Origin of the sequence: Arthrobacter sp. 1088 (assembly GCF_031455315.1) — a bacterium.
In the GTDB taxonomy this organism is placed as follows: domain Bacteria; phylum Actinomycetota; class Actinomycetes; order Actinomycetales; family Micrococcaceae; genus Arthrobacter.
Map to the genome: position 1 here is coordinate 309,363 of NZ_JAVDSM010000002.1, position 12,309 is coordinate 321,671.

Annotated in this window: 12 protein-coding genes; 5 read left to right on the forward strand and 7 right to left on the reverse strand. The window is 60.1% G+C overall.

Features of this window, described 5'->3' with window-relative positions; all coding sequences use genetic code 11:
- Positions 1–46: 46 nt before the first annotated feature.
- The 7 genes from J2Y41_RS04335 to J2Y41_RS04365 all read right to left on the reverse strand — a co-directional run bounded on the left by J2Y41_RS04335 (position 47) and on the right by J2Y41_RS04365 (position 7,009).
- Positions 47–1,093: a Gfo/Idh/MocA family oxidoreductase gene (locus J2Y41_RS04335; protein ID WP_309926451.1), complete on the reverse strand. Its 1,047-nt coding sequence runs from the start codon at positions 1,091–1,093 to the stop codon at positions 47–49.
- Between the two features lie 135 nt (positions 1,094–1,228).
- Positions 1,229–2,458, reverse strand: coding sequence for an MFS transporter (locus tag J2Y41_RS04340; protein ID WP_309926460.1), 1,230 nt, complete (start codon positions 2,456–2,458; stop codon positions 1,229–1,231).
- 118 nt (positions 2,459–2,576) lie between these two features.
- Entirely contained in the window at positions 2,577–3,569 is a 993-nt protein-coding gene (locus J2Y41_RS04345) for a Gfo/Idh/MocA family oxidoreductase (RefSeq protein ID WP_309926462.1), read from the reverse strand.
- Positions 3,569–4,468 carry a sugar phosphate isomerase/epimerase gene (locus tag J2Y41_RS04350; RefSeq protein ID WP_224167399.1) on the reverse strand — a complete coding sequence of 300 codons (900 nt, stop codon included), beginning with the start codon at positions 4,466–4,468 and terminating at the stop codon, positions 3,569–3,571. The genes J2Y41_RS04345 and J2Y41_RS04350 overlap by 1 nt, the downstream gene beginning before the upstream one ends.
- A 3-nt stretch (positions 4,469–4,471) precedes the next feature.
- A complete protein-coding gene (locus J2Y41_RS04355) occupies positions 4,472–5,038 on the reverse strand; it encodes a VOC family protein (RefSeq protein WP_224090044.1) in 567 nt (188 codons plus the stop codon).
- Positions 5,035–6,030: a LacI family DNA-binding transcriptional regulator gene (locus J2Y41_RS04360; RefSeq protein WP_309926465.1), complete on the reverse strand. Its 996-nt coding sequence runs from the start codon at positions 6,028–6,030 to the stop codon at positions 5,035–5,037. Before J2Y41_RS04360 ends, J2Y41_RS04355 begins: the two co-directional genes overlap by 4 nt.
- Positions 6,023–7,009 carry a Gfo/Idh/MocA family oxidoreductase gene (locus J2Y41_RS04365; protein WP_309926467.1) on the reverse strand — a complete coding sequence of 329 codons (987 nt, stop codon included), beginning with the start codon at positions 7,007–7,009 and terminating at the stop codon, positions 6,023–6,025. Before J2Y41_RS04365 ends, J2Y41_RS04360 begins: the two co-directional genes overlap by 8 nt.
- A gap of 141 nt (positions 7,010–7,150) precedes the next feature.
- Here J2Y41_RS04365 and J2Y41_RS04370 point away from each other — a divergent pair, with 141 nt between their 5' ends.
- The 5 genes from J2Y41_RS04370 to J2Y41_RS04390 all read left to right on the forward strand — a co-directional run bounded on the left by J2Y41_RS04370 (position 7,151) and on the right by J2Y41_RS04390 (position 12,016).
- Positions 7,151–7,798 carry a bifunctional 4-hydroxy-2-oxoglutarate aldolase/2-dehydro-3-deoxy-phosphogluconate aldolase gene (locus J2Y41_RS04370; RefSeq protein WP_224090041.1) on the forward strand — a complete coding sequence of 216 codons (648 nt, stop codon included), beginning with the start codon at positions 7,151–7,153 and terminating at the stop codon, positions 7,796–7,798.
- Complete coding sequence (locus tag J2Y41_RS04375; protein WP_309926469.1) at positions 7,798–8,340, forward strand: AAA family ATPase; 543 nt, start codon at positions 7,798–7,800, stop codon at positions 8,338–8,340. The genes J2Y41_RS04370 and J2Y41_RS04375 overlap by 1 nt, the downstream gene beginning before the upstream one ends.
- Positions 8,341–8,652: 312 nt before the next feature.
- Positions 8,653–10,053 (forward strand): MFS transporter, encoded by a 1,401-nt coding sequence (locus tag J2Y41_RS04380; RefSeq protein WP_309926471.1) that lies wholly within the window; start codon positions 8,653–8,655, stop codon positions 10,051–10,053.
- 198 nt (positions 10,054–10,251) lie between these two features.
- Positions 10,252–11,064, forward strand: coding sequence for a sugar phosphate isomerase/epimerase (locus J2Y41_RS04385; protein ID WP_224090986.1), 813 nt, complete (start codon positions 10,252–10,254; stop codon positions 11,062–11,064).
- Between the two features lie 160 nt (positions 11,065–11,224).
- On the forward strand, positions 11,225–12,016 hold the full coding sequence (locus tag J2Y41_RS04390) for an SDR family NAD(P)-dependent oxidoreductase (protein ID WP_224090039.1): 792 nt from the start codon (positions 11,225–11,227) through the stop codon (positions 12,014–12,016).
- The last annotated feature ends 293 nt before the right edge of the window (positions 12,017–12,309 follow it).

Sequence of the window (12,309 nt, forward strand, 5' to 3'; positions counted from 1 at the left end):
CGTTCCTGTGGTCGGGGCGTGAGGTGCTTGCGTCATGTTCATTTCCTTACTCGATATTGCTCGGTCGGTCGCCATTGGTTCGCGTTTTGTCTATTTCGCGTTCTGCTGATGCTGCGTGATGAACCTCCCTGGCATCGGGGGCTGCCCCTGCACGGATTGCGTCGGCGATCTCTGTGGCACGGAGTGCCTGGGCGAATGAAACGGCCGGCGTTTCACCCGCACAGAACCTCAATGCCGCTTCCGCCTGGCGGAGGAAGAGGTCAGAGGGATCGAACGTCTGCTCTTGTTGGCCGCCGTCCCGGTCCCACACGTGCAGGGAATCGTTTGACCACAACATCCGGCCGCCATTGGCAAGGACATCGATGGTCAGGCTCCAATCGCCCTGGTTGAGACCTTCGGGTTCTTGCCAAGGGGACCAGTAAGTCTGCAGAGTGAACACCACTCCAGAGGGGAATTCGAGCGTGGAGACGACGTATTCTGGCACCGGAGATCCGTAAAGGCTGTTGCTGGCGCTGGTGGCCAGGACCTTCGGGGCACCCTTGAACCACGACGAAACCAGTTCTATGGCGTGAATGCCGTTCACTACCGCGACGCCACCCTCCTTGGGATCAGCACGCCATGAGTCAACGTTCTGCTTATGGGCAACCGAACGAACAGTAATGGCAATAACGTCGTTGTCGCTGACCCACTGCGATACGGATGGAACGCCTGGATGCTGGTGGAGTGTGTATCCCACCATGAGCCGTTCATTGACTCCCGAAGCAGAGGCCATGAGTGCAGCACCTTCTGCATCTGCCGCCACCGGCTTCTCAGTCAGCACCCGGAATCCCCTGTTCAGCAGATCCGCACAGATGGCCGGTTGCAAGGTTGTTGGCAACGCGACGACGACCAGGTCAAGGTGATCAGGCAGCTCCAGGACGCTGGGCACCAAGTGCGCACCCAGCTCCTTTGCGAGCGCAAACCCCCGCTCGTCCTGCTCCACAAGGTGGGTGACATTTGCACCGGCTTTGGCGAATGCGCGGGCATGCCGGGATCCGGCCCAGCCGGCCGCTCCCACCACAGCGACGCACGGTGCCTGTGCCGCCGTCGTCATAATGCGGGTCCTGCGAAGGTCAAGCCTCGAGTGAAAGTGTAGGTCATGAAATCTCTCCCTTGAGTTCATTCAAAATGTCGATGAGATCGGTTGTATTAATGGGCGACACCAACATTTGGTGTCGCAGTAAGGGTGTCAAGGGCCTTTATCAAGCATGCGTGGCTTGTTGACCATGATTGCCCCTGCCACAAGCACCACGAGCCAGGCACCGAGCATGCCAAATGAGGGCAGCCAGCCGTCCCCTGGACTGTGCAGGAGCGCGAAAAGAAAAGGGCCGACGCTTGCGAAGGCGTAGCCGGTCCCCTGGGCGAAGGCGGATAAACTTCCTGAGCCGGATTGCGTTCGTGTCCGCTTGTTGATCATGGTGAACGCAAAGGCATAAGCGCCTTGGCCCAGGCCCGCAATGACGACCCAGACCGCTGCAGAGGCTGGTGGGGCGAGGATTATGCCTGCATAACCGACGGCAAATGCGAGGACAAAGAGGATTGCCACCGGTAGCGGGCGTGGCATTCTTACGACAACCACAGGCGCAACCAGGGCGACCGGCAAAGCGAGGATCGAATAGAGCGCCAGCATGGATCCAGCAGCGTCCGGGCCCGTCCCTCTGTCAACGAGAACCGCCGGAAGCCAAGTCAGCGCCGCAAAGGTGTTGCTGGAGCAACCAGCAAAGATCATCGCTGTGCCCCATCCGATTGATGATCTCCATGGTTTTATCGCGTTCGCAGGGGGCAACGGCCTGTCATCGGCTGGTGAGGTCCGCGAACGGGCTAGGTTCCGTTTGGCCCCCGGAAGAATCAGCCAAGGGATCGCAGCAAGCGCACTGAGGGCAGCCCAAATACCTATGGAGAACCGCCAGCCATATAGATTGCCCAGAGGGATGGCGAATTGGGCGGCCATGGCCGTGCTGGCACCCAGGAGACTGATGTGCAGCGCTGCCAGAACTCCGATCCGATCGGGAAAATACTCCATCAGTAGAGGCGGAGCCACGACATTGACCAGGCCAATCCCAAGCATGGCGATGCAGGTGAACACCAAGAATGCCACGACGTTCCATCCAAGTGCACGGCCCACCTGACCTGATGTTGTCAACAGGATCGCGACCAAGAGCAGGTGTTCCATCTGGAATTGCCGCACGAGCGGGAGCGCAAAGAAGCCCATCATTGCGAAGCCTGCGGTCGGCAGCATCCCGAGGATCCCCGTGGTTACCGCGTCGAACGGAAGGTCCGCACTTATGTGGCCAAGGAGCGGGGACACCGCCGAGACCGCTTCTCTCGCGCTGAAGGCAACCAGCAGGACTCCAGCCAGCGCGGTGACACGCCCCCGAAGCGGCCGCTTCTCTGCTTCCTTGCCTTTCAGTGCACCCATGTTTCGTAGGCGAAGTAGAGCTATGTTCGCACCTCCCTATATCCGACAGGCGGCTCTGGCCACTGCGTCTAAAGCGCCCGCGCCAGACACCTGTGCAACTTTGGCAGAGGTGAACGGTTCAGCTTGCGTTTACCGCGTGGCTTGCCCATTCGCGGCCGGTCTGCTCCTCTGTCGGCAGGCCGGCGGCTGCAAGGATCTGATCGAGCAGACGTTGGGTGTGAACGGCTTCCCGGCCTGAGGTAAGCGGCTGGCCCCTGTCGGCGACCCGGTCCAGGAAGTGGTGAACGGCGGCCGAGAATCCGAGGGTGTCTGTCGCCGTAGCCCAGCCGTATGCTTCCGCGCTCAGTTCCCGTGACGTCGTGACGCCGTTGATGGTGGTGGAAACCGTTTCCGGTGCCCTGACTTCGACCGTCTTCCCGTCACCATAGGCGTCCAGTTTTTCGTTCCATGCCCCCGCTGTACGGGCCGCCATCAGGACGCCGGTATTCCCGGTGCTGAAGCGGATGGTCGCTGCAAGTCCGTCTTCTTCCCAAGGATCCTCACCCGCGGCATGGGCGGCCACGTGTTCCGGTTCGCCTCCGCAGTACCAGCGTAGGAGATCGACCATGTGGATGGCGTTCTCGAAAGTCGCGCGGTATTCGGACCCTGGGCGGTTCTTCTGGGCGACGCAGAAAGTAGCACCTTTGTCGCCAAAAACTTCGCGGCCGGCCGTGTATACGGGTGCATACCGGCGGTTGAAGTCAACCATCAATATCCGTCCCCGCTCGTCGGCCAGATCAGCCAGACGTTCCGCTTCATCAGTTGCCGGAGCCAAAGGCTTCTCGCAAAACACATCCACGTCGTGATTGAGGCAAAGCTGGACGGCATGGGCATGCTCGGAACGTGGGGTCAACACGAAAACTGCATCCAGCGCCTGCGCGGCCAGCATGTCCTCCACCGTTTTGTAGGCATCGTTGAAGCCCCACCGCCGGACCAGGCTGCTGGGATCCTCACGCCGGGAAACCAAGGCAGCCAGCTCAATGTCATCGCGTTGCACGAGGGTGGGCAGCTGGGCAATGGTGGCGATGTTGCCGGCGCCGATAACTCCGACGCGGAGGCGGTTGGTATTCATCAGGCGTTCCTTACTTTGGCCGAATCAGCGAGCATTGAGCGCAGGACAGCGACGGATTCCCGGAATCCATCCTCCGGCGCAGGGAGGTCTTGCGGGTGCCAACGGTATTCAAGCTCGATGCTCAGCACGTCGTCATAGCCGTGCTGAAGCAGCGCGACGAGGATCCGGGCCCACGGAACAACACCGCTTCCTACAACGCGGGAGCGGACTGCCCGCTCTGAGGCGTTGACCCTGGCCGTTTCAGTGGCGCGGAAGGCCGCATTGGGATCCGTGAAGACAAGGTCCTTCACGTGGACGTGACCGATCAGGTCACCTTGAACAGCGAAGGCTTCTTCGTAGTTTTCGTCGTGCGTGAAGGTGAGGTTCGCCTGATCGTAGAGCACGCGGACGGACGGCTGGGCAATTTCCCGGACCAGGGCCGCTGTGTCCGCTGCCGTCTGGGTCATGGTGCCGAAATGGTTCTCCACGCAGAGGCGGACGCCAGCCTGCTGGGCCACGGGGGCAAGGGTCTCCAGCGCCTTCCGCAGCTGTCCCCAGCGGGCCGCGTGATCGGTGTCTCCGGGGTGCCAGGAACCAGCGTAGACACGGACGCGGTCAGCGCCGAGCAATTGTGCGGTGTCAATGGCACCACGGAATTCGTCGACGGCATTGCGCCATTCGGCATCGTCGAGTGAGTTGATAGCGGTGGTGTAAGGCGTCAAACCGACGATTGGTACGCCTTCGCCTTCGGCTGCTTTCAGCGCCTCCATTGCTGAGCGCCGGTCGCCCAGGGGCAAACCGGACTTGTAGTCATCCTGGTAGATGACCTCGGCGGCATCGAGCCCTGCGGCCCGAAAGAGACCAAGTGCTTGGGGAACGGTGTGGTTCGGAGTACCTAGAGTGTGACCCGCTAGCCGCATTGTTTATGTCCTTTCTGAAGTGTTTGGAGCTGCCGTCCAGTCCGTAGGACCGACCAGCCGGGGCGGGGCTGCGACGCGGGATCTGTCCACGATTTCCATCAGCAGCCCCCAAGGGGTGACGAAGTAGGTCCAGCGGTTGCCAGCTACGCGTGGGCTGTCGCCAGCGACTTCCTTGCGCTCACCGAGCACCCTGACGCCAGGTGTTTCCTGCAGTACGGCGATGGCTTCGTCGACGTCATCCACGACGAAGCACAAGTGGTGCCCACCGGCGTCGCAATGACGCGGTGGCGTCTCACGCCGCTCAGCGCTGCTCCACTCGAAAAGCTCGATGTTCAGGTTCGGCGGCAAGCGCAGCATGGCAAGCGTGAGCTTGGCATCTGCCGGCACTTCGAAGTTGGTGGGCATGAATTCTTCATCGGGGCCGCGCTCGGAGCGGTACAGCTCCTCGGCGCCGAGGACTTCGACAAAGAAGCGAATGCCTTCATCAAGGTTCGGAACCGTCAGACCGACGTGGTCTGTGTGCCGTATTCCCGGCAGGCGCCGGAGCGTCTGTTCCTGCGCCCCGCTCATTTGCGCGGTCCAGCGGTGGAGCGACGGACCAGAAGCTCAGGCTCGAGGACTATATGCTCAACCGCCCCATCCACGTTTTGCTTCTCGGCCAGCTCGATGGCAATGTGCCCCATGTCGGCAATGGGCTGCCGGATGGTTGTCAGGGCAGGGTTAAACCGGGCACCAAGAGCAAGGCCATCGAATCCGATAACCGAGACGTCTTCCGGAACCTTCACACCGCTGCCGCCCAGTGCTGAGATCACGGCGAAGGCCACCATGTCGTTGGCTGCGATGATGGCCGTTGGCGGATTGTCCATCTCCAGGAAGTGCTCTGCACCGCGAGTGCCCGCATCAAGGTCTGAACCGCTGTCCAGCACGATGGGCGTGCTCCCGCTTTGGGCGGTGAGTTCAAGGTAGGCGTCCATCCGGTCTTGGGCAGTGTGTGTGCCGGCGATGCCGGATACGTATCCGATCGATGTATGCCCGAGGCCGTGCAGGTGGTCAAGTGCGAGCATGATCCCTTGACGGCTGTCGACGGTGACGGTTGGTACGGAGGAATCCCCTTCCACACGGTCGATTACCACCACTTTGTGGCCGAAGTCGAAGCGTTTCAGGGCCTCGGTATCGACCTTGGTCGAAGGTGCCACAATCCCGAAGGGGGCGTACATCGCCTGCATGGCGGTGAAGTATCCGTCGGTCTTGGCCGGGTCGCCGTTGGTGACGCAGAGCATGAGCTGGTAGCCGCGCTCGTCGGCTGCCTGTGTCATCGTCTTGGCAAGTTCCGCGAAGAACGGGTTGGTGATGTCGGGGACGATCAGCGGAATGATGTTGCTTGTCTTCCGTCGAAGTGCCTGGGCGAGTGGGCTCATCGTGTAGCCGAGTCCTTCGGCGACCCGGAGGATATGCTCGCGTGTTTCGCTCTTCACCGCCTCTGGGCGAGAGAACGCCCGGGAGACGGTTGACCGATGGACACCGGCGGCTTTCGCGACGACGTCGATACTCAAGTCAGGCATGTTCTCTTCCTCCGTGCTGGTTGCCATAGGCCTGCCAAATGGGGCGCATGACATTTTCGAGCTGGGCCAGCGTCGGCAGGCCCCGGAATCCATCTTCCAGCGTCCGGGCGACGTTCCGCACAAACGGGTCGTAGAGCGGGTCGCTGTCGACGTTGATTTCGTCGATTTCCGTAGTTCCGTCCAGTGCCGTGAAAGTAGCTGTGCCATCGGAATTAAGGGAGGCGAATCCGGCCTCGCCCACTGAGGTAAAGCTGCAATACCGCTTCAATGGCGAGCCAGGGAATGCGTAGCCAACTTCCACGATGGCTTCACGTCCCTCCGGCGTCGTGATGATGAGGCTGGCATGATCCTCAACAGCCTGGCCGTGGAGAACCGAAGAGAGCCGGGAATCCACGTCCGCTGCCGGCTCATCGCAACCTCGGAGGAACAGGTCGACAAAATGTGGACCCAGGTTCGCGAGGCAGCCTCCCCCGGCCTTGACCGGATCGAGCATCCAAGGATTGGAGTTCTCCAGATACCGGGATGGCGGCCCGGCAATGAATGAAGCTCGCTGATAACTGGGCTTACCCGCCTTGGCAAGCCATTTCTCCGTGGGGCCGCCGCGCTGAACCAAGGGCACAGTAGCTGGCACACCTGCTGCTTCGGCGGCCTGGCGCACGGTGCCAAGCTCCCCGAGGGAAGTGCCCACCGGCTTTTCCACGACGAACGGAATACCCCGCTCAATCAGGGCCATGCACTTTTCCGCCATCCCCTCGTGGGGACCAAAGACGTACGCGAGTCCTAGGTCGGGAAGATCAACCAACTTTTGCCAATCGGCTTCAGCGTCTGTCTCCCAGCGAGCGGCCAGTTCCTTTACCTGCACACGGGAGACATCTTCGTCGCTTACTCCAACCACGTCGTGTTCTTCGGCGATAGCCTGCGCGCAGAGTGGAACGTGCCAATGGGAGGCGCCAAGAATAATTGTTCGTACATGAGTCAACCGCAATACCCCCTTGTATGAGATCGGTTGCTGAGATCGGTTGCAATAACAGTATGGATGGTGGGAGAGTTTGTCAACGAAACATCAATACGGTCGGGCCGCTCGTGAAGATGACGCCGCCCGGCCAGAGAGAGGCCAGCTATGAATAAGAAACTTCGCACCCTGCAAACCATCCATGAATCAGGAGCCGTCCTCATCGTGCGGCTGGAGAGCGCCGAACTTGCCGAGCAGGTCGCTGAAGCTGCCATCGAAGGAGGCTTCCGGGCCCTGGAAATTACTCTTTCCATTCCGGGGGCCGTTGAAGTGATCCGCCACCTGGCCGCAAAACACGGACCCAGCGGCGTGGCGGTCGGGGCGGGGACAGTGCTTGATGAGCACTCCGCATACGAGTGCATCCGGGCGGGCGCCGAGTTCCTGGTCAGCCCCCAACTGAACCCTGCCATGATCAGGACAGCAAACCGGTACCAAGTGCCAACAATCAGCGGAGCCTACACGCCAACCGAGCTCGTCGAGTCCGCCGAGGCAGGTGCCGACATCCTCAAGCTCTTCCCCACCGAGGCCGGCGGAGTCGCCTACGCGAAAGCAGTGCTGGCACCGCTGGCGCACCTGCCGATCATGCCGGCTGGGGGTGTAACCCTGGACAATGTGGGCGAATGGTTTGCCGCGGGTGTGGCAGGCGTCGGCGTGGGGAGCTATGTGACCAAGGCATGGCAGCCGGACGGCGACTTTACCCGCGTCAGCGAGGCAGCCCGGGCTTTCCTCGCAGCTGTAGCAGAGGCCCGCCGTTAATGTCTCCCCAGGTCTTCATTGTCATAGGACCGGCTGGCTCGGGGAAAACGACCATTGCCCAGCAAACGGCAAAGGATCATGAGGCCGCGTATCTGGACAAGGACCGGGTCAGCGGGCGATTTGTCGAATTTGCCCTGGCCGCGACCGGACACGATCCCACCGACCGGGAGTCCAACGACTACTACCGCGACAATTTGCTGCCCCTTGAATACGAAACACTCATGGATGTGGCGGGAGTGAACCTGCGCCTAGGCAGGTCCGTAGTCCTCGACGCCCCTTTTGGGGCCTATTTCGGGGACCCTGACTATTTGACCCGCACGGCAGAAAGCTTCCACTGGCCAGCGTCCACGATCACCGTAGTCCGGGTACGGGTGCCTAAAGACGTTCTGCGTACTCGGCTTATCCGCCGCGGACTGGAACGAGACCAGTGGAAACTTGCCCACTGGGATGAATATTGGTCCTTATATGGCCGCTTGGAGTGCGCCTGGTCCGGCGTGGAATACCTGGACTTCAATAATGAGGCGCCCCTTCCCGTCGATTGAGCCCTGCTCCTAAACGACCGCATGTTGGATCCGAGCAAAGCTATGGCAAAACACATTGACAATGATCACATTGCATCCGTATCGTTGACTGCAACCGATCTCAGCAACCGATCTCATTGGAGATTCCGGATGTTGCATATGCTTCTTTCCGCTTCAAAACCCAGCAGCGCCCACCGCGCTGCCCGGCTGCCCGGCGTTGGAATTCCATCGAACGGGCCAACAAAATCTACAGCCGGCTGAAACCCGCACACCGACGTGTCCGGGAACCCGCAATATACCCACAGCACTAAACGTGAAAACATGGAGAGTTCAATGAAGACCTCAAAGGAAGCCGTTGACAGTCCCGGCACTTCGGAGCGACCCGAAGCGTCTGAACATCCTCGTCGCACACTGAACATGGTGGCCGGTACGATCGGCCATTTCGTTGAGTGGTACGACTGGTACATTTATGGACTGCTGGCGGCCGTGTTCTCGTCACAGATTTTCCCCAGCGATTCCCCCTTCGCCTCCCTCATCGCAGCACTGCTCACCTACGCGGTCGGGTTCGTGGTACGCCCGCTCAGCGGAATCATCGTCTCGCCACTGGCCGATCGTTTCGGCCGGCGGGTCATTCTTACACTGTCTATCTCCGGAATGGCCCTCGGCTCGCTCATCATTGGCCTCACTCCTTCTTTTGCAACCATCGGTTACGCAGCGCCTGTACTCTTCCTGGTTGCACGCATCCTCCAGGGAATCTCGGCCGGCAGCGAGGGACAGAGCGCCATCGCATTCATGGTTGAACACGCTCCCGCGCGCCGGAGGGGCCTGTTCGGTTCGTTCACCAACATGGCAAGCGGTCTGGCGACCCTCGCGGCAACAGGGGCCGCTGCAATGGTCACATCATCCTTTACACCGGCAGACCTTGCCGCGTGGGGCTGGCGCATCCCCTTCGTCATTGGAGGCATCCTCGGCATCGTAGGCCTCATCCTGCGGTCCCGCGCGGAAGAAACCCCTGAATTTGAAGCAGGGAGCCTTGTCGATCAAAAGTCCTCAGCTGCGCGCCTGATGGACCTGCTTCGCGAACACCCCAAGGCGCTGCTGCAGGCAGCAGCGCTCTCTGCTCCGGCCGTGGCCTACTACACCTGGGCCACGTTCCTCCCCACCTACGCCAAGCTGACCTCCGGCCGGGACCTCGCTTCCACACTGGCCGGCAGTGTTATCGGGCTGGCCTTGCTGGTTATCATCGTGCCGGCATGCGGCGCGCTTTCCGACCGTCTCGGCCGACGCAAGATCTTTCCGATCATCGGCGCCATCGGCATGATCGTCCTCTTCTACCCCTTGCTCCTTCTCCTGAACCAGCCGGGCTTCGGCGTTTACGTCCTCGTATCGGCATCCGGATGGGTTGTTCTCGGCATCTGGCAGTCGGTCTATCCGACCATTCAGGCCGAGCTGTTCCCCGCCTCCGTCCGCGTATCGGGCATCGGCTTCGCACACCAGATCGTGATTGCCGTCTTCGGGGGTACCGCTCCGCTGATTGCGGCCGCATTCGTCGGCGCCGGGCAGCCAATGCTTGTCGCGGTCTACATGATCGTCGTCGTCGCTATCTGCCTCGCGGTCTACTTCACGCTGCCGGAGACCGGAAACCGCGGTGACCGCGCCACCGTGGCGCTTGCCGACCCTGAGGTACTCGAAGGCGAACACCTGGTCTCAAGCACGTCCTCGCGTACCAGCTAGGGCAGGCCTGGCCGTTAGGCGCGCCTGTCCTTTGAAGGCCGGCACAGCCCGACGAGGCATCAGCGGGTGACCCCGATTTACCGGGCCGCCGGCTCGCGCAGCAAATTGCCGGGTGGGATCGAAATTTACAGTACGTGCTATCTAAAAAGCTCGTTCCACGTTGGCTCAGAACTGAGAGGAACTCTCCAAGTGAACCAAATGATTATCAATACGTTTTCCTACCTGTGGTCATCCACGGCAATTGATGCGATTGCCGAGTTGGTTGAAAACGGGCACAAAACCTTTGAAGTCCCAATTAGCTCTCCACATTGCTGGCCGGAGGAAATCTCCGGCCCCGAGCGGTCCGCGATCTACAGCCGGCTCAATGGCTACGGCGCCGAAATCAGGTCGCTGAATGCCGGTGGATACGACATCAATCTGGCCAGTCCCGGGGCAAATATGCGCCGGAAGAGTATCGAGCATATCAAGTCAGTGATTGAGCTGGCCGAAGCTTGGAAGGTCCCGGAGGTGGTGATCTCCCCCGGCACGCGACGCCCTATGATTTCGCCCTCTCTTGAAAAGACTTACGGGTGGATGTACGAGAGCCTGGAAAGCCTGATTCCGCTGGCCAAACAGGCGGGCACGCGACTCCTCTTCGAAAACACTCCGTATTGCTTCACCCCCACGATCCAGGACCTGGCAGGCGTCGTTAAGACAATCAACGACGACGCCGTCAAGATCGTCTATGACGTCGCCAACGCCGCCTACATAGGTGAAGACCCCGTACAAAGCTTGCTCTCCCATCACGAGCTAATTGGGTTGGTACATATTTCCGATACGGGTACTGACACATGGGGTCATGATCCGATCGGCACGGGAGTGATTGACTGGTACGGACTGGGCAAGGCGGTCAGCGAAACGTGCGGCGTCAACAACGTAGTTCTCGAGATTATTCGCGAAGAAAACCCCGAACAAGAATTCAAGAAGGCGATGCAGGACCTCAAAGATCGGGGCTGGGAACTGGCCAATTAACCCGGATTTGGCGATCGCGACGCCTGCGGGCCCGTAGATCGAATTTAGAAATTCGAAATAGTTCACATTGCGAATCAGGTGGCCGGTAAAATTGGGCAGATCTTGATTCTCAGGCAATAGAAGTATTTCTCAAGTGAACCGATGATAAGGACTACGTTTAATGAGAGCTTTGGTCAGTGGTGGAAGCAGCGGCATAGGAGCATCTGCCTGCCTAAGAATCGCAGAGGCGGCTCTTGCCCGCGGCGTACACCCCATGATCGCAGTCGCAGGACACGAATCGAACGGCAACCAAGACCAGGTGGTGCGTTCGATCCAGTCAATGGGCGGTACCGCGATAGCACTGGCGGGCAACCTCGGCGATCCGGATGTACCAAGTCAATTGGTGGAAGCTGCGGTAGCGGAGTTTGGTGGGTTGGACGCCCTGGTAGCGAATGCCGGGATCGCAAATCCTGGTGCTATCTGTGACGTGACAATCGAGGACTGGGACGAAATGTTCTCCGTCAACCTTCGCGGACCGTGGCTTCTTGCCAAAGCAAGCCACCCGCATTTGAAGCAGAGCCGCGGATCCGCCTGCTTTACCTCTTCAATGTCTGGCCAGATACCACACGCAGGATCAGGTGCTTATAGCCCCAGTAAGGCCGCGTTGACGATGCTGGCCCAAACTCTCGCGTTGGAATGGGCGCCTGAAGGAATTCGCGTCAATGTGGTCTCGCCCGGAATGACTCACACACGGATGACCGAAAAAATGTACGCCGATCCCCAAATCAAGAAGGCCAGGGAAAACATCATCCCCTTGGCACGAATTGGAGATCCCATGGACATTGCCAACGTGATCGAGTTTCTCGTAAGCCCTCTGGCGGGCTACGTCACCGGGCAAGACATTTGTGTCGACGGTGGCTTCACCAAATCTATTCTTAGCCATATCCCTGGACGACCAAGCTCCAAATCCTGAAGCCTGCACTGCACCTGCAACCCGGAGCAAAGGGCCAGCCCCGCCACCGTCACGTGCTTTGAAAGCACCGTTACGTTGGCGGGGCCCGACTCACCTGGGCCGCAGCACATCGCTCAACTGTCCATGACAACTACACGAGGAGGCGCCGTGTACATGGCAAAGAACATTTTGGATGGCACGGAATGGACCGCCCCGGAGTTCGCGGTTCTTCTCCCTGAACAACAAAAAGCAGCCCGACAGGAACTGGCATGTCTGTCTTGTGGCGGCCCCGCCGTATTTCGAGCGGGAGCGAA

Excerpts from the sequence above, each read along its gene's own strand:
- J2Y41_RS04380 (WP_309926471.1), top strand. The coding sequence starts at position 8,653 with ATGAAGACCTCAAAGGAAGCCGTTGACAGTCCCGGCACTTCGGAGCGA.
- J2Y41_RS04385 (WP_224090986.1), top strand. The coding sequence starts at position 10,252 with ATGATTATCAATACGTTTTCCTACCTGTGGTCATCCACGGCAATTGAT.
- J2Y41_RS04360 (WP_309926465.1), bottom strand. The coding sequence starts at position 6,030 with ATGCCTGACTTGAGTATCGACGTCGTCGCGAAAGCCGCCGGTGTCCAT.
- J2Y41_RS04345 (WP_309926462.1), bottom strand. The coding sequence starts at position 3,569 with ATGAATACCAACCGCCTCCGCGTCGGAGTTATCGGCGCCGGCAACATC.
- J2Y41_RS04355 (WP_224090044.1), bottom strand. The coding sequence starts at position 5,038 with ATGAGCGGGGCGCAGGAACAGACGCTCCGGCGCCTGCCGGGAATACGG.
- J2Y41_RS04375 (WP_309926469.1), top strand. The coding sequence starts at position 7,798 with ATGTCTCCCCAGGTCTTCATTGTCATAGGACCGGCTGGCTCGGGGAAA.
- J2Y41_RS04335 (WP_309926451.1), bottom strand. The coding sequence starts at position 1,093 with ATGACGACGGCGGCACAGGCACCGTGCGTCGCTGTGGTGGGAGCGGCC.
- J2Y41_RS04390 (WP_224090039.1), top strand. The coding sequence starts at position 11,225 with ATGAGAGCTTTGGTCAGTGGTGGAAGCAGCGGCATAGGAGCATCTGCC.
- J2Y41_RS04340 (WP_309926460.1), bottom strand. The coding sequence starts at position 2,458 with ATGGGTGCACTGAAAGGCAAGGAAGCAGAGAAGCGGCCGCTTCGGGGG.
- J2Y41_RS04350 (WP_224167399.1), bottom strand. The coding sequence starts at position 4,468 with ATGCGGCTAGCGGGTCACACTCTAGGTACTCCGAACCACACCGTTCCC.
- J2Y41_RS04370 (WP_224090041.1), top strand. The coding sequence starts at position 7,151 with ATGAATAAGAAACTTCGCACCCTGCAAACCATCCATGAATCAGGAGCC.